Below are 15,593 nucleotides of genomic sequence, written 5' to 3'. Positions count from 1 at the left end.
CCTTCAGCCCAAGGAGTCCGATGTCGACGAAGACGGAGCTCACCGAGCTCAACCAAGCACTTGGCAGCCTGCGCCGCTGTGTCCATTCCCTGGAGTCTCGGTACGGCGACCTGCCGGCCGTACGCCGCATCGTCAATGACGTAGAGCGGCTGGATATCGACGCCGCGGACCTGGACCTCTCGCCGCACGAACACCGCCATGCCAGCAACGAGAAGATTCAGATCCCCGATACCGAGTACGACCGGGAGTTCTGGGGCGATATCGACGACGAAGGAGTTGGTGGCTACAGATGAGTCAAGCCACCGGGGTCTTCTCGCCTTCGCGTGCCCACATTCCGGAGCGCACCTTGCGCACCGACAAATGGTGGCTCGCACCATTACTCACCAACCTCGGCCTGGCGACCTTCGTCATCTACGCCACCGTGCGGGCCTTCTGGGGCAGCGCGTACTGGGTGCCGCAGTACCACTACCTGACGCCGTTCTATTCGCCATGCGTCAGCACCGCCTGCGCGCCCGGGGCCAGCCATTTCGGCCATTGGGTGGGTGAGCTGCCGTGGTTCATCCCCATGGCGTTCATCTCGCTGCCGTTCCTGCTGGCCTTCCGGCTGACCTGCTATTACTACCGCAAGGCGTACTACCGGTCGGTCTGGCAGTCCCCGACAGCGTGCGCGGTCGCCGAACCTCACGCGAAGTACTCCGGTGAGACCAAGTTGCCGCTCATCATGCAGAACATCCACCGGTACTTCTTCTACGCCGCCGCGCTCATCTCCCTCGTCAACACCTACGACGCCATCGTCGCCTTTCATTCCGAGAAGACCGGCGGCTTCGGATTCGGCTTGGGCAACGTGATTCTGGTGACCAACGTCGTCCTGCTGTGGGTGTACACGGTGTCCTGCCACTCTTGCCGGCATGTCACTGGCGGCCGGCTCAAGCACTTCTCCAAACACCCTGTCCGATATTGGGTCTGGACACAGGTCAGCAAGCTCAACACCAGGCACATGTTGTTCGCCTGGATCACGCTGGGCACGCTGATCCTCACCGACCTGTACATCATGCTGGTGTCCAGCGGAACCATCTCGGACCTGAGATTCATTGGTTAGCAGCAAAATTCACATCCATACTCGTAAACAACCTGGGGTTAATTAATGGCTGAACTCGAACGGCACCAATACGACGTGGTCGTGATCGGTGCCGGTGGCGCCGGCCTGCGCGCCGTCATCGAGGCACGCGAACAGGGCTTCAAGGTCGCGGTGATCTGCAAGTCCTTGTTCGGCAAGGCGCACACCGTGATGGCCGAGGGCGGTTGCGCGGCATCGATGGGGAACGCCAACGACAAGGACAGCTGGCAGGTGCATTTCGGCGACACCATGCGCGGCGGCAAGTTCCTGAACAACTGGCGGATGGCAGAGCTGCACGCCAAGGAAGCACCGGATCGGGTCTGGGAGCTGGAAACCTACGGCGCGTTGTTCGACCGGACCAAGGACGGGCGCATCAGCCAGCGCAACTTCGGCGGCCACACCTATCCGCGACTGGCGCACGTCGGCGACCGCACCGGCCTGGAGATCATCCGCACCATGCAGCAGAAGATCGTCTCGCTGCAGCAGGAGGATTTCGCCGAGACCGGTGACTACGAGGCGCGTATCAAGATATTCGCCGAATGCACCATCACCGACCTCCTCTTGGACAGCACCGAAGGCGTCTCCAGAATCGCCGGCGCGTTCGGGTACTGGCGCGAGAGCGGCCGATTCATCCTGTTCGAAGCTCCCGCAGTGGTTTTGGCGACGGGCGGAATCGGCAAGTCATTCAAGGTCTCGTCGAACTCCTGGGAGTACACCGGCGATGGCCACGCGTTGGCGCTGCGCGCCGGCGGAACACTGATCAACATGGAGTTCATCCAGTTTCACCCGACCGGCATGGTCTGGCCGCCCTCGGTCAAGGGCATCCTGGTCACCGAGGGTGTGCGCGGCGATGGCGGCGTGCTGAAGAACTCCGAGGGCAAGCGCTTCATGTTCGACTACATCCCTTCGGTGTTCAAGGGGCAATACGCCGAAACCGAAGAAGAAGCCGATCAGTGGCTCAAGGACAACGACTCGGCACGGCGCACTCCTGACCTGCTGCCCCGCGACGAGGTCGCCCGGGCGATCAATGCCGAGGTCAAGGCCGGCCGCGGCACCCCGCACGGCGGCGTGTACCTGGACATCGCCTCGCGTATTCCCACCGAGGAGATCAAGAAGCGGCTGCCGTCGATGTATCACCAGTTCAAGGAGCTGGCCGAGGTCGACATCACCAAAGACGACATGGAAGTCGGACCGACCTGTCACTACGTGATGGGCGGTATCGAGGTCGATCCCGACAGCGGGGCCGCCACGGTGCCGGGCCTCTTCGCGGCCGGTGAATGTTCCGGCGGCATGCATGGCTCAAACCGGTTGGGCGGCAACTCCCTTTCCGACCTGCTGGTGTTCGGTCGGCGCGCCGGCCTCGGGGCCGCCGAGTACGTCAAGGGCATCACGTCTCGCCCACACATCACCGAGGCCGACGTCGACAGGGCCGCCACCCTGGCATTGGCACCCTTCGGCGATCCGGCAGCCCCAGGTGCGGAGAACCCGTACACCCTGCACACCGACTTGCAGCAGGCGATGAACGACCTGGTCGGCATCATCCGCAAGGAGGAGGAAGTCGAGCAGGCCCTGGTCAAGCTGAACGAACTCAAAGAACGCTTCAAACACGTTGCGGTGGAGGGTCATCGGCAGTTCAACCCGGGCTGGCACCTGGCGATCGATATGCGCAACATGCTGCTGGTGAGCGAATGCGTGGCCAAGGCGGCGCTGCTGCGCACCGAGAGCCGCGGCGGGCACACCCGCGACGACCACCCGAACATGGACGCCACCTGGCGCAAGACGCTGCTGGTGTGCAGCACCACCGGCGGCGATCCGGCCGTTCCCGACGTGCTCGTCACCCCCGAGCCGCAAACTCCCTTGCGCCCAGATCTTTTGGAGCTGTTCGAGATCGGGGAGCTGGAGAAGTACTTCACACCGGAAGAACTGGCAGAACATTCGGGAAGGAAATCCTGACGTGAGCTACGACGCACAACTCCGGGTCTGGCGAGGCGACGATGACGGCGGTGAGCTCGTCGACTACACCGTTCCGGTGAGCGAAGGCGAGGTGGTGCTCGACATCATCCATCGCATCCAGGCCACTCAGGCCTCGGACCTGGCGGTGCGCTGGAACTGCAAGGCCGGCAAGTGCGGCTCCTGCTCGGCCGAGATCAACGGCCGCCCCCGGCTGATGTGCATGACCCGGATGTCGACGTTCGACGAGTCCGAGACCGTCACGGTGACCCCCCTACGAGCCTTCCCGGTGATCCGCGACCTGGTCACCGATGTCTCGTTCAACTACCAAAAGGCCAGGGAAGTCCAGTCATTCACGCCGCCCAAAGGGCTGAAGCCCGGCGAATACCGGATGCAGCAGGAGGATGTGGAGCGGTCGCAGGAGTTCCGCAAGTGCATCGAATGCTTCCTGTGCCAAAACACCTGTCACGCGGTGCGTGACCACGAGGAGAACAAAAAAGCCTTCGCCGGGCCGCGTTATCTGATGCGCGTGGCCGAGCTCGAAATGCACCCGCTCGATGTCGCCGACCGCCGTGAGGCGGCGCAGGAGGAACTCGGCCTTGGCTATTGCAACATCACCAAGTGCTGCACCGAAGTGTGCCCGGAGGGCATCCACATCACCGACAACGCACTGATCCCCATGAAGGAACGCGTCGCCGACCGCAAGTACGATCCGATCGTGTGGTTGGGCAACAAGCTGTTCCGACGCTAGGGTCGCGACACCGGAGCGGCCGTTGAATCCACTCCGTCGGCGATGCGCACGGTGCCGTCCGGGGTATCGACCTGCAGGTGATTCTGGCCCTCAAGTCGGTACTTTCCTGCGGGAACCACACTTGCATTCCAGCCCGGTGCCAACTCAAGACGACTCTCGGCCGGATTCTGGCTCAGTTCCCAACCGCCGTCCGTCTTGCTCCACACCTTGGGCGTTGGGTCGATGGACTGACCACCGCAATCACTGTTTTCGTACTCGGCAAGCAAACGTCCGTCGGCGGCCCAGCCCAGCCAATCAGATTTCGAGCCAATTACAGCCGACTCAGGACGGGACGCCTCGACCGTCTTGCGAGCGATGTCGACCACCACAATCATCGCACGCGCGCAAGTCGGCACGGCGAACTCGTCCACCAGGTATGCAATGGTCTTTCCGTCCGGGCTAATGGTGAATTTTCGGGGTGAAAGCCCCTGCAACATGCCGATATCGGTGAAGGCGCCATCGCGGCTCATCACGTACAAGTTCTCCGGCACCCGGCCTGCGGTCCGCGGATGGTCCAACCGCGTAAATGCGATCGTCTCGCTGTTCGCCGCGACCATCGTCGGAACCCCGGGAACCCACCAGCCCATGGCAGATCCGTCCACCGCAGGAATCGGCATATGGATCATTTGAATGAGCGCCGGTACAGGATTCTCGTCTTCGAGGTTCATACCCATCAGCCGGTCCGGGCCGTTGAGCCACACAATGTGGCTCCCCCAGGCAGGCATCAACGGAGCATCCTGATACGCGTGCGCCAGCTTTCGCGCGCTACCCGTCTGCGTATCAACAATGAGAATCTTGTCGGCCCACGGAACGTACGCAAATCGTCCGTCCGATGTGAAAGCTGTTTTGCCGGAGACATACCCCGGCACTGAACCCAATGTGTCGGTTCCGCGAACGACGAAAAATCCCTGATTGTTCGTGTACGCAAACGTGGGCCGCGTGGTGTCTCGTGTCCGCTCCGGCGTACACGAAGTCAGTAAGGCGGCGATAATCGCCAGCGCGGCTAGTCGTTTCACGCCGCCTCCGGCAGAAGGACGATCGCACCTACATTGTTGGCCACCCTCGTGTACGCCCCACCCCGCTCGATGCACAGGATCCCTCGATCGTCGCGGCTTTCATTGGGGACGATGACAATCGCCTTGTCGCTCGACACGGTGAGCTTCTGTACGAGCTGTCGCTCATCGGCGATTTTCCATCGCCCGTCTTTGAGCTCCCACACGATGGGAGCCGATAGCAGGACACCATGGCGGAGTGACGTCTGATATCGCATACGCAACGTGTCGTTGTCCTGCCACAGCGCAGATGAAAGCTCGGTCGAGGTGACCTCGTCATTCTCGGCGAGACGCGGCGCATAGGTGTTGTGGGCGCCGGTGCGTAAGTCGATCAGACCCAGCACGGACCGGTCCCAGTTGTACCCGTTGCGATCGACGGCTTGGTAGACCAGGGACCTGCCATCCGGGCTGAAGTTAACCGGCCCGCCACCACGGTTGGCGCGTTCTCGCCCCAGTCTTTGCACCGATCCGTCCAATTCAATCAGGTACAGGTACACATGCCACCAGTAGGGACCCAGTGTCTCCGTACGCTGCAGCACCACCCGCCCATTCCGTGCTGCAGCCAGGGTAGGCGGCGTGACATTGTTGGACGCAAACCCGTCTTCTGGCTGCGGTGGCGGCAGGTTAATGACCTGCCGTAGTGCCGGTTTGGGCTCTTCCGTTGACAAATCGATGGACACCAGTCGGTCCGCCCCCTCCCACCACAGAACGCTGCTCCCGCCGCCAGGCAACACCAGGGAGGTGCCGTAGGGACACAAAACTGTCTTGGTTGTGAAGTCCTGCGTATCGATGACGGCGAGTTGACCATCGCCGGCGGTGGCGAAAAGGTATCGGCCATCGTCCGTGAACTGTGGTGCACCCGCCACCCGCACTCGATCACCATAAGTCGGTTGTGGAGCGCGATCGTTAATGCGAGCAACCACCTCCGCGCCCTTGACGAGTCCTAACTCACCCAGCGCGCGATACCCGAAGACAAGTTCATTCATGGACGGCTCACCGTGCGCGTTCGGACCCGATTCCCCCCAGGCCAGAAGCGTGATGGCCGTCGCCATGGCCAAAACAACTCCGGCCGCGGCCCGAAAGCCCATTAACGCTCCTCCCCGTACGGTCCCTGCCGCCTGGCGCGTGAAGCCCCAGGAACCTATTTACCGCGATTATGCCCGCGTACTCATCCCACAAGAATGAACTCGCCCCGTGACTACATGCTCTTTCGTTAGGTTGTGGCGATGGAAACCTGGCTGATCATCGTCATCGTGGTCGCGTGCCTGGCGGCCGCAGGTGCCGTCGCGGGCTTGATCCTGTTGGCGATTCTGGCCGCAGGCGGAATCTCGGCAGCCCGATTCAACCTCACCCCAGTCGCCGCCGATCAACTCCGCGAATATCTGCACTCCGAGGCATCTTTTGCGATTACCGTGCAGCGCGACTTCTCCTATCCGCCCGATCAGGTCTTCAAGGCCCTTCTCGACGAACGGTTCCTGAGCTGGACCCTCTTCACCAAGGGCGTGGACTACGCCGGCACCGCATTGCGCGACGTGGGAACCAAGCGCGCGTTGGTCAACACCTTCTGCGTACTGGCCGAACAGATCGTCGTCAACGAGCCCGGCCGTGTTCTGGGTGTCACCACCACCGCGTGTTCCGTTCCGTTGGTTCTCGATTCGGCCGCGGAGGTCTTTGAGGTGGCAGACAACGGCACCGGCGGCACTCGGCTGACCTGGCACCTCGGCGGCACACCCAAGTGGGTGGGCTGGCTACCGCTGCGTGTCGTCGCGCCCATCCTCCGACCCTTCGTGAAATGGCAGCTCGGCAAGCTCCGCTCGATCATCGGCCACCGCTGAGCTCCAAGTAGTCGGCCGGGACTTTGTGGCACCTCGCCAATGCCCATTGCTCGCGACGCGGGCAGCATCGGGATATGGGTGACACCGTGAGCGTCGCGGATCTTCGTACCGCGATCAAGGAACTCTCGCTACGTGCCGATCTCGCCGAGCGCGAAGGTCGGCCCGATGATGCCAGCGAGCTCCGTGATCGCGTCCGCGGCTACCAAGAAGAACTCGCCAAGCGTCCCTAGGCTGCCCCGCCCCGGGACGTCGTTGCCTCAGACGCCTTATATTCTATTGCGTCTATATAGATGGAATGCAATACTCGATGCATGGACGTCTTCGAAGCGGTCGCCGAGCCAAGCCGACGGATCCTGCTCGATGCGCTGGCGGGCGGCGAATGGACCGCCGGAGATCTCGTCGCAACACTGCCCGGCCTGACACAACCCACCGTCTCGCGCCATCTTCGGGTGCTGCGCGACGTAGGACTGGTCGACGTCAGGCCGGATGCGCAACGCCGGATTTATGCGTTACGCGCGCACGGTCTGGCCGAGATCGACCAATGGATCGATCCGTACCGGCACTTCTGGAATGACCACCTGGACGCGCTGGAACGACACCTGGCCCGCACCCAGACCCGTCACGACATCAAGGACGCCGAATGAACGACCGCCTCGGTCGGCTCACCGTGCACGGTGACCGAGCCACCCTCACCTTCGCACGCCACCTGCCGTATCCCGTGGAGACGGTGTGGTCGGCCATCACCGACCCCGAACAACGCCGCGCGTGGATCGGTCGGACCACCCTGGAGTCCCGCGCAGGTGGGCAATTCGAGATGGTCCCGTCCGGCCCTCCACTGCCGCCGGAAGCAAAACGCGTGACCGGCCGCATCCTGGTCTGGGAGCCGCCACATGTTCTCGAGCACGAGTGGAAGCAGTCGATTGTCGACGACAGCGTGGTGCGGTATGAACTGAGTGCCGACGGCGCCGGAACCCTGCTTCGGTTCACCCACCGCGGCCTGAGCGTGCCGCACGCCAATGGTTTCCGACCCGGTACCCACGCCATTCTCGACCGGCTCATCGCCTACCTTGCCGACCAGCCGATGCCGGAGTGGGGGCAGCGCTACCGGGAAGTCGCTGACCTCATCGCCGCCACGAGCACGGACTGAGGGCAATCATCATGCCCCTCAATGGATTCAGCCCCCGCGTCATCATCGTGTACCACTCCGGTTTCGGACACACGGCGACGTTGGCCCAGTCCGTGGCCGACGGGGCACGCGAGGGCGGCGCGGAGGTGACGCTGATTTCGGCCGCCGACATGACGGACGCCGATTGGGATGCCGTAGACAGCGCGGATGCCCTGGTCTTCGGTAGCGCGGTCTACATGGGCAATGTGGCGGCGGGCTTCCAGTCCTTCGCCGAGAAGACCGGAGCCCGTTGCATGGCCGGCACCTGGCGCGACAAGGTGGCCGCCGGATTCGTGAATTCCGGTGCGAAGTCGGGAGACAAGTTGCACGCGTTGAACTCACTGGCCATCTTCGCCGCTCAGCACCACATGCATTGGGTGAGCCTGGGCCTCACTGCCGGATGGATGAGCGCCGACGGCAGCGAGTACGACCTGAACCGGCTCGGCTTCTGGCTGGGCGCCGGCGCGCAGACCGATGTGGACGCCGACCCCGAGGACACTCACCCGGCCGATCTACGGACCTGCCGCCACCTCGGCCGGCGCGTGGCCACGGTGACGCGACAGCTGGTCGCGGGACGGCTTGCGACGACAATCTAACGACGTGCGCGACGAATCTCGATTCCGTCAGCGGATACCGCCTGGCCGGGCCGCGACGTCACTTCCACCTCGATTTCCCGCCCAGTCTTCTTGTCGATCAACGTCAGTGGCTTGTGCCCGTCCTGCAGATACTCGTCCCCCCATTTGAGCAGCGACAGCAGCACCGGGAGTAGGTCCTTGCCCATCTGGGTCAGCACATACCCGTCGCGCTCCCGCTGACCGGGTTCCCGGTAGGGCACCTTCTCAACGACGCCTGCCGCCTCCAGCTGTTTGAGTGCGCGCGATACCGCCGGCGCGGACACCCCGATGCGCTCGGAGAACTCGTCGAATCGAGTTGAGCCGTAGAAGCATTCGCGGACGATCAGGAAGGCCGTCTTGGTGCCCAGCAGATCCAGGGCCTTCCCGATCGAACACTCTTCGGTCTTCCACCGAGAGCGGTCCTGCAGTAGCCGCTCGAAGTCCATGCTCACCAGGCCATTGTAACTAACGCTTGCGTTATTCAGCTAGCCCGGCTAGCGTTCTGACTAATGCAATCGTTAGTTAGGAGATGGGAATGATCGAAAACAAGGTCGTACTGGTCACCGGTGGTCGCCGTGGACTGGGAGCTGCCATCGTCGATGAGGTGCTGAGCCGCGGCGCGCACAAGGTGTACAGCACCGCCCGCGAATCATTCGAGGACCCGCGCGAGCAGGTGGTCACCAAACAACTCGAAGTCACCTCCGAGGACTCGGTGGCGGCGCTGGCCCGCGAGCTCACAGATGTGGAGATCGTGGTCAACAACGCCGGTGTGCTGCATCCCGATTCGCTGCTCACCGGGGATTTCGACCGCATCGACGCGACATTCCAGACCAACGTGTTCGGCCCACTACGAGTCGTCAGGGCATTCGCGCCCATCCTGAAGACCCACGGCGGCGGCGCGATCGTCAACATCCACTCGGTGCTCTCGTGGCTCGGCGGAGCCGGCGCCTACGGGGCATCGAAGGCAGCCATCTGGTCGGTCACCAACACCCTGCGCCTGGAGCTCGAAGAGCAGAACACCCAGGTACTCGGCGTCCACGCCGGTTTCATCGACACCGACATGGTGTCGGCATTGCCTGTCGCCAAGACGCCGCCCGCGGTGATCGCGGCACGCATCATCGACGCGCTGGAGAAGGGCGACAACGAGGTACTCACCGATGACCTCACCGTCCAGATCAAGTCCCAGCTGGCCGGCCCCGTCGAGAACCTCGCCTACCGCCCCGGCCACTGACGCCCCCCAATACACCGAACCAAGGAGCCCGACATGCCGCTGTGGACGATCTATCACACGCCAAATGTCTTTTCCGACAAGGAGAAATCCGAACTCGCCAAGAGCATCACCGAGGTATACGTCGCCGTGGGGCTTCCCCGGTTCTACGTGGTCACGGTGTTCAAGGAGATTGAACCGGTCGACTTGTATGTGGGTGGTGAACAGGCCGACACCGCCGTGCGGGTCGTGGTCGATCACATTGCCCGCACCCAGCCCGACAAGGCCGCACGCGAGCGCGTCACCCGGCGCCTGGGCAACGTGCTCAGGCCGTATCTGGACAGGCCGGGGCTGCACTGGGAGTTCCACGTCGACGAGACCAGCGAGGATCTCTGGATGATCAATGGGCAGGTACCGCCGCCGATGCACTCGGACGCCGAACGTGAATGGGCGCAGACCAATCGGTCCAGCCCGTACACCGCCGCGGTCTAACCCAGCAGCTTGCGGAACTTACTGCGGTGGAACACGATCGGCGCGACCGATGAATGCACCGTCAGCCCGTGAATGTTCAAGATGACGATCGCGTGATCACCGGCGGGCACCTCGGACTCGATGGACGTCTCAATCCAGGCCGTGGTGCCGCCGATGAACACGGCACCGGTCTCCGTGGTCGAGGTATCCAGCCCGGCGAAGCGGTCACCGGTCTTGGCCGCCAGTGTCCGAGCGGCATCGTCGTGCGATTCCCCCAGCACGCTGATGCCCAGGCGGGGAGCACCCCGCAGATTGGGCCATGTGGTCGAGGAATTCTGTACGCAAAACGCCACCAGTGGTGGATCCAAAGACACCGGAACAAACGTGCTGGCCGCCAATCCGGTTCGCGTCCCACCGATCTCGGCGGCAATCGCCACCACACCGGTCGGAAAGTGCCCGAACGCTTCCCGCAGCGTCGCCGCGTCCAAGCTGGTGTCGCTCGTCATAACTGGATGCCACCTCTAGTCTTACTTCATGACGTCACATGTGACCCTACGCGTCGACGGACAGGTAGCTCGCGTCACCTTGTCTCGGCCCGAGAAGCTCAACGGACTCACCATCGACATGCTGGGCGGGCTGACCGCCGCCGCCCGCCATATTGCCTCGGACAACTCGATCCGGGTGGTGGTGCTGTCCGGTGAGGGGGACACATTTTCCACCGGGCTGGATTTCGCGGCCGCCGGGAAAGATCCCGCACGCGTTGTCGCGAACTTCATTCCGCTCCCCTGGCTGGGTACCAACGGTTTCCAAGAGGCGTGCTGGGCGTGGCGCCGGCTCCGTGTTCCGGTGATCGCCGTCATTCAGGGTCGTTGCTACGGCGGCGGGCTGCAGCTGGCGCTGGCCGCCGACTTCCGGTTCACCACGCCCGACGCCGAGTTCTCCATTCTGGAAGCCAAATGGGGCCTGATCCCCGATATGTCCGGAAGCGTCACGCTGAGTCAATTGATCGGAATCGACACCGCCAAGCGCCTCACCATGACCGGTGAGATGTTCGACGGCTTCTACGCGAAGGAAATCGGGCTTGTCACCCAGGTGAGCGCCGACCCCGAAGCCGACGCGGCCGAACTCATCGATCAGATCCTGTCGCGCTCCCCCGATTCGGTGGCGGCCACCAAGACCCTCTTCGACAAGGCATGGTCGATGGTGCCGCGGCGCGCCTTCGGACTGGAACGTCGCCTTCAGCTGCGACTCATGCGCGGAGCCAACTTCGCCATCGCGCGTAAGGCCGGAATCGAGAAGACCGAACCGCAGTTCCAGGCCCGCAGCATCTAACGCGTGAGCGGCGGGTGCAGACCCGCGCTAAGGCATTGCCTGCGGGTCCCGCCCTCAAGTGATCTTGTTTCGCTCGTCAGGCCGCAGGCACGCAGTCCCGAAGCTCGGGCGCCATGCCGTACGGGCCCCACATCTGCCGTTCCGCGTCTTGGCGCGCTTCACCCTCGTTACTTCCGCGACCAATGACCGTGCCTGCCCATTGCTTCATGCCGAAGCCCATTCCGGGCATGCTCCCCGGGCCAAATCCAGGCGGGCCGAAGTTGTTATCGGCATACACCTGGCATTGGACCGCAACGGGGCCCTCTCCGGGTGCTGCCGACGCTATGGGCGCAGCGAACACCGAAATCGCCAAACCGAACCCCGCCGCCATCGAACAAAATGTCCGCATGGTTCTCCTCCTCAGTATGTGGCATTAGTTTGCCACAGCCTGAGTATTACGCGCACCACCGGTTCGCGGCGCAGATTTGCATGATCGCTAACTGCCGAGGTGACCATGCGCGGCTGCCACATCGGGATGGGCCCGCAATCGGCTCTTCCAGGCGTTCTCGCCGTAAGTCGAGTGAATCGGATCGCCCGGATCGGCACTCACGCCCCTCGCCCGGTCCCGCAGTTCCAGCGGCAGCTCCAGCGCCGGGATGTGCGCGTCCAACCTCGGATTGAAGAAGTACGCGACCGAGATGCGCGGCGTACCCGTCAGCATCACCCGATGACGAGTGGCACGCAGATACCCGCCGCTGGCCCACTCCAGCAGCTCACCGATGTTCACGATGAACGCTCCTGCGCGCCCAGGTGCCTCCAGCCACGTCCCGTCCACCTCGACCTGCAGGCCCCCGACATCCGGCTCGGCCAGCAGCAAGGTCAGCACACCGGAGTCGCGATGCGCACCCACTCCCTGCTCGGTGGTGCCAATGGCCGGATACCGGATGACCTTGATCAGGGTCGCCGGTTCGGCGCCAAATGCCTCGTCGAAGACTCCCCCCGCCGAACCGAGGGCAATAGCCCACTCCCTCAGAAGTTTTCGCCCCACATTCGCCAGGGCCGCATCCCAGCTTTCCAGTGCCGCCCTCAATTCCGGGACCGCCTCCGGCCACTGATTGGGCCCCTGCAACCACATGTAGTCGCGGCCCTGTGCTGTCGTGCTGACGGTGCGTTCCGGCCCGACGTCGATCTGCTCGCGCCAGTCGGTAAGTCCACCGGTCAGCTCGCCGCCCAACCGGGTGAACCCACGAAAATGCGGGCTTCGCACCATCGCGATGGCGTCCTTGTCAGCCTCCGGAAGGGCAAAGAGCTTGCGGGCCGCCGACAGCACCCCATCAATCAGCAGCGGCGAAACACCGTGCCCGGTGAGGTAGAAAAACCCGACTTCGTGGGTGACCTCGCGCAAGGCCGCGCGTAGCTGTATCGGATCGCTGGACAGGTCGACGACGGGAAGCTCACCCACACCACCATGGTCCCTCGCATGCCTTGCGGGGGCCACGGTCTTGACCGCCATGAGGAAATATCCCAAGTACGATGGCCAAACCGTCGGGCGAGAGGGACGCACAGGGGAATGACGTCATCGGAGAGACCCCCACCGGATCCGGGTAGCCAGCAAGCCGGAGACCTGCCATCGGGGACCGTCGTATCCGGATATCAGATCGAGCATGTTCTCGGCCGTGGCGGCATGGGAACCGTGTACCTGGCCGTGAATCCCAACCTGCAGCGCTCCGAGGCTCTGAAGATCCTCAGCGCCCAAGCCTCGCGTGACCCCGCGTTCCGGGCACGGTTCATGCGGGAGGCCTCGCTCGCCGCGTCCCTGGATCACCCGAACATCGTCACGGTGCACAACCGCGGCGAGACACCGGGCGGCGATCTATGGATCGCGATGCAATACGTGCAGGGCAGCGACGCGCACTCCGAGTCCGTCAACGGCCATATGTCCTTGACTCGCGCCGTTCACATCATCAGCGAGGTCGCCAAGGCGCTCGACTATCTACACGCCCGCGGCCTGGTGCACCGCGATGTGAAGCCTGCCAACATTCTGTTGTCTGTGGGCGATCGACGAATCATGCTGGGCGACTTCGGTGTTACCCGGGCACTTGACGACAGCAACTCCGTCACCTCGGCAGGCAACGTGACGGCCACCATCGCGTATGCCGCACCGGAGGTCCTGTCCGGTGCGGCCGTCGATGGCCGTGCCGACGTGTATGCCTTGGGCTGCACGCTCTTTCGCATGGTGGCCGGCCAACCGCCCTTCGGATCCGGCAATTCATTGCCGGCAATCATCAACGCACACCTTTCGGCACCTCCGCCCAGGATCTCCCAATTCGCTTCGGTACCCGAGTCAATGGACGCGGTGATCGCCAAGGCGATGGCCAAGAATCCCGCGGACCGGTATCAAAGCGCCGGAGAGTTCGCGGTGGCCGCGCAGCAGATCCTTGCCGACCCGGCCCAGCATCGGCAGACGGTCACTCAACCCGTGCCGACCGTGACACCGCAGTCCGCTCCGGCCCCGCATCTTGTGCAATCCACCGCGCCCCCCGTCATCACCGACACGGGGCGAACCATGATCGAACACAAGCGAATTGCGGCCATCGTAGGCGCCGTCGTGCTCGTGATCGCGTCGACCGTCGTCGGGGTCGTGATCTGGCCACGGCATCACGACGGAACCAACCCCCGCACCACATCCGTCCCCGGCGCCGCCAACGTGAAGCCCGGCGAATCGCTGGCCGGGCAACCCAACACGATTCTCGATAGCTTGCTGCCCGGGCAATTCGACTATCCCGAAGGGTGGGAGAAGAATCCGTCGCCCACCTTCAAATCGGGCGAGTTCAATCCCGCCGTTCCGCCCGGCTCTGCCACCAACCTCGGCGGAACGCCGGCGGGCTGCAACACCATTGACCCCATCTGGGCATTGCGATCCAAGGGCCGCGAGACGTCGACGCTGTACCTACGCGATCGCAAGAAGCCCGAACGCGAGATCCTGATTCGCGTCGTCCCGGCAGCGGACGCGCTGTCCACCGACGGTGCTTCCGATGCACTCAAGAGGTGCGATGCGATTGCGTACATCATCCCCGGTGGGAGCACCACATGGCGATGCTCGTTCGAATTCGACGAACCGAATCCCGTCCAGAATGACCAAAAGGAGCTCACCACAACGGAATCGTGCTTCATGTTTCCGTCGGGGGCGAACGGCGTCCGACAGCACGTGTCGTTCAATATCGTGCGCGGGCTACTCGTGTACATCCTGGCCAGCGGCGCCTCCAACCGGAACGACGCGGCCGGATCCCTCAGCGCCACCGCGCTGAGCTTCGCGACCACCATGAAGATCCTGCGCTACGGCCGCTAGCTCTTCGGGGACCACGGCGTGAGCCAGTCGGTGGGCTCCCAGCCCTCAGCGGCGGCAAGCAGCTCGTACATCGTTGCGCCGTCGATGGATTCGCGAATGATGTCGGCATGACCGGCGTGGCGGGCCATTTCCTCGATGAGGTGCAACGCCACCCAACGCACGTTCCACGCATCGATGTCCTTGGGGAACCAGGGCGCCGACCGCGGGACGGGCACCGGGGTGTCCAGTCCCTTCTCCTTGAGGGCGGCAAGTGTCACAGCACTCTGCGCGGCGAGAGCCGCCAACGCTCCGGCCAGCGTCTCGTCCGCGCGCAGGGTGAATTCGTCGTCGGCCCACTGCCGGTCGGGCCCAGGGTCAGGTGCCGCGGCAATCTTTTCCATCCAGCCGGCCTGCATGTTGGTGACATGTTTAATGAGCCCACCGATCGACAGGGTGCCCGCCGTCGGGGTCAGGCGAGCCTGTTCGTCGGTCAGCCCGAAGGCCGCGATCCGAAAAGCATCCTGCTGTTGAGCTATGTACTCGACCAGGCCCTCCAGCTCGGTCGGAACGGGTGGGGGCATAGCAGGCATGGGACGTTCCTCTCATGGGCTGTGAGCTGGCACCCATAACCCAACACCAGGCCACCGACATCACTCTGTCAAAACGTCCAAAAACCCAACCTGACCTGCGATATCGAATTGTGATTACAACCACAAAGTCTGGACTTTTGTCATACGCTACTCAGCGGTATAG

At 63.4% G+C, this 15,593-nt stretch carries 20 protein-coding genes; 13 read left to right on the top strand and 7 right to left on the bottom strand.

Going from position 1 to position 15,593, the window contains the following annotated elements; genetic code table 11:
* Window positions 1-20: 20 nt before the first annotated feature.
* Genes BKG76_RS13440 through BKG76_RS13425 form a run of 4 tightly spaced genes read left to right on the top strand, consistent with a single transcriptional unit; the run spans window position 21 to window position 3,818 of the window.
* The gene (locus tag BKG76_RS13440; protein WP_070938077.1) at window positions 21-293 is read left to right on the top strand and encodes a hypothetical protein; all 273 of its coding nucleotides are present in this window, start codon (window positions 21-23) and stop codon (window positions 291-293) included.
* Window positions 290-1,099: a hypothetical protein gene (locus BKG76_RS13435; protein WP_070938076.1), complete on the top strand. Its 810-nt coding sequence runs from the start codon at window positions 290-292 to the stop codon at window positions 1,097-1,099. Before BKG76_RS13440 ends, BKG76_RS13435 begins: the two co-directional genes overlap by 4 nt.
* A 45-nt stretch (window positions 1,100-1,144) precedes the next feature.
* Window positions 1,145-3,070: a fumarate reductase/succinate dehydrogenase flavoprotein subunit gene (locus BKG76_RS13430; protein WP_070938075.1), complete on the top strand. Its 1,926-nt coding sequence runs from the start codon at window positions 1,145-1,147 to the stop codon at window positions 3,068-3,070.
* 1 nt (window position 3,071) lies between these two features.
* Window positions 3,072-3,818, top strand: coding sequence for a succinate dehydrogenase/fumarate reductase iron-sulfur subunit (locus BKG76_RS13425; protein WP_070938074.1), 747 nt, complete (start codon window positions 3,072-3,074; stop codon window positions 3,816-3,818).
* Here the strand turns inward: BKG76_RS13425 and BKG76_RS13420 are convergent.
* Both BKG76_RS13420 and BKG76_RS13415 read right to left on the bottom strand, forming a co-directional pair.
* Window positions 3,815-4,582, bottom strand: coding sequence for a hypothetical protein (locus tag BKG76_RS13420; protein WP_131815817.1), 768 nt, complete (start codon window positions 4,580-4,582; stop codon window positions 3,815-3,817). The two genes, BKG76_RS13425 and BKG76_RS13420, sit on opposite strands and share 4 nt — an antisense overlap.
* Before the next feature lie 287 nt (window positions 4,583-4,869).
* Window positions 4,870-5,997, bottom strand: coding sequence for a hypothetical protein (locus tag BKG76_RS13415; protein ID WP_131815816.1), 1,128 nt, complete (start codon window positions 5,995-5,997; stop codon window positions 4,870-4,872).
* 138 nt (window positions 5,998-6,135) lie between these two features.
* On the opposite strand from BKG76_RS13415, the gene BKG76_RS13410 reads away from it, so the two are divergent.
* From BKG76_RS13410 to BKG76_RS13395, 5 genes are all read left to right on the top strand, one after another.
* The gene (locus BKG76_RS13410; protein WP_070938071.1) at window positions 6,136-6,744 is read left to right on the top strand and encodes an SRPBCC family protein; all 609 of its coding nucleotides are present in this window, start codon (window positions 6,136-6,138) and stop codon (window positions 6,742-6,744) included.
* A gap of 74 nt (window positions 6,745-6,818) precedes the next feature.
* Window positions 6,819-6,974: a hypothetical protein gene (locus BKG76_RS24870; RefSeq protein ID WP_109420726.1), complete on the top strand. Its 156-nt coding sequence runs from the start codon at window positions 6,819-6,821 to the stop codon at window positions 6,972-6,974.
* A gap of 81 nt (window positions 6,975-7,055) precedes the next feature.
* On the top strand, window positions 7,056-7,388 hold the full coding sequence (locus tag BKG76_RS13405) for an ArsR/SmtB family transcription factor (protein ID WP_070938070.1): 333 nt from the start codon (window positions 7,056-7,058) through the stop codon (window positions 7,386-7,388).
* Window positions 7,385-7,891 (top strand): SRPBCC family protein, encoded by a 507-nt coding sequence (locus BKG76_RS13400; RefSeq protein WP_070938069.1) that lies wholly within the window; start codon window positions 7,385-7,387, stop codon window positions 7,889-7,891. The genes BKG76_RS13405 and BKG76_RS13400 overlap by 4 nt, the downstream gene beginning before the upstream one ends.
* 11 nt (window positions 7,892-7,902) lie before the next feature.
* Window positions 7,903-8,505, top strand: a complete 603-nt coding sequence (locus tag BKG76_RS13395; protein ID WP_109420725.1) for a flavodoxin family protein — start codon at window positions 7,903-7,905, stop codon at window positions 8,503-8,505.
* Here BKG76_RS13395 and BKG76_RS13390 read toward each other — a convergent pair.
* Window positions 8,502-8,969: a winged helix-turn-helix transcriptional regulator gene (locus BKG76_RS13390; RefSeq protein ID WP_070939204.1), complete on the bottom strand. Its 468-nt coding sequence runs from the start codon at window positions 8,967-8,969 to the stop codon at window positions 8,502-8,504. The two genes, BKG76_RS13395 and BKG76_RS13390, sit on opposite strands and share 4 nt — an antisense overlap.
* Window positions 8,970-9,058: 89 nt before the next feature.
* Between BKG76_RS13390 and BKG76_RS13385 the strand changes: the two genes are divergently transcribed.
* Entirely contained in the window at window positions 9,059-9,754 is a 696-nt protein-coding gene (locus BKG76_RS13385) for an SDR family oxidoreductase (RefSeq protein WP_070938068.1), read from the top strand.
* Between the two features lie 33 nt (window positions 9,755-9,787).
* On the top strand, window positions 9,788-10,222 hold the full coding sequence (locus BKG76_RS13380) for a tautomerase family protein (protein ID WP_070938067.1): 435 nt from the start codon (window positions 9,788-9,790) through the stop codon (window positions 10,220-10,222).
* On the opposite strand, the gene BKG76_RS13375 is transcribed toward BKG76_RS13380, so the two are convergent.
* A complete protein-coding gene (locus tag BKG76_RS13375; protein WP_070938066.1) occupies window positions 10,219-10,707 on the bottom strand; it encodes a flavin reductase family protein in 489 nt (162 codons plus the stop codon). The two genes, BKG76_RS13380 and BKG76_RS13375, sit on opposite strands and share 4 nt — an antisense overlap.
* A gap of 28 nt (window positions 10,708-10,735) precedes the next feature.
* Between BKG76_RS13375 and BKG76_RS13370 the strand changes: the two genes are divergently transcribed.
* Window positions 10,736-11,533 (top strand): crotonase/enoyl-CoA hydratase family protein, encoded by a 798-nt coding sequence (locus BKG76_RS13370; protein WP_070938065.1) that lies wholly within the window; start codon window positions 10,736-10,738, stop codon window positions 11,531-11,533.
* A 76-nt stretch (window positions 11,534-11,609) separates the two neighbouring features.
* Here the strand turns inward: BKG76_RS13370 and BKG76_RS13365 are convergent, their stop codons facing one another.
* Entirely contained in the window at window positions 11,610-11,921 is a 312-nt protein-coding gene (locus BKG76_RS13365) for a hypothetical protein (protein ID WP_070938064.1), read from the bottom strand.
* A gap of 87 nt (window positions 11,922-12,008) precedes the next feature.
* A complete protein-coding gene (locus BKG76_RS13360) occupies window positions 12,009-12,974 on the bottom strand; it encodes an isopenicillin N synthase family dioxygenase (RefSeq protein ID WP_083338113.1) in 966 nt (321 codons plus the stop codon).
* 108 nt (window positions 12,975-13,082) lie between these two features.
* On the opposite strand from BKG76_RS13360, the gene BKG76_RS13355 reads away from it, so the two are divergent.
* A complete protein-coding gene (locus tag BKG76_RS13355) occupies window positions 13,083-14,861 on the top strand; it encodes a serine/threonine protein kinase (protein WP_070938062.1) in 1,779 nt (592 codons plus the stop codon).
* Here BKG76_RS13355 and BKG76_RS13350 read toward each other — a convergent pair.
* A complete protein-coding gene (locus tag BKG76_RS13350; RefSeq protein WP_070938061.1) occupies window positions 14,858-15,430 on the bottom strand; it encodes a DinB family protein in 573 nt (190 codons plus the stop codon). The two genes, BKG76_RS13355 and BKG76_RS13350, sit on opposite strands and share 4 nt — an antisense overlap.
* Between the last annotated feature and the right edge of the window lie 163 nt (window positions 15,431-15,593).

Source organism: Mycobacteroides franklinii, assembly GCF_001853795.1.
Classification (GTDB): Bacteria; Actinomycetota; Actinomycetes; order Mycobacteriales; family Mycobacteriaceae; genus Mycobacterium; species Mycobacterium franklinii.
Note: the sequence above shows the minus strand (reverse complement) of the source record. Positions and strands in the feature narration are given on the sequence as shown.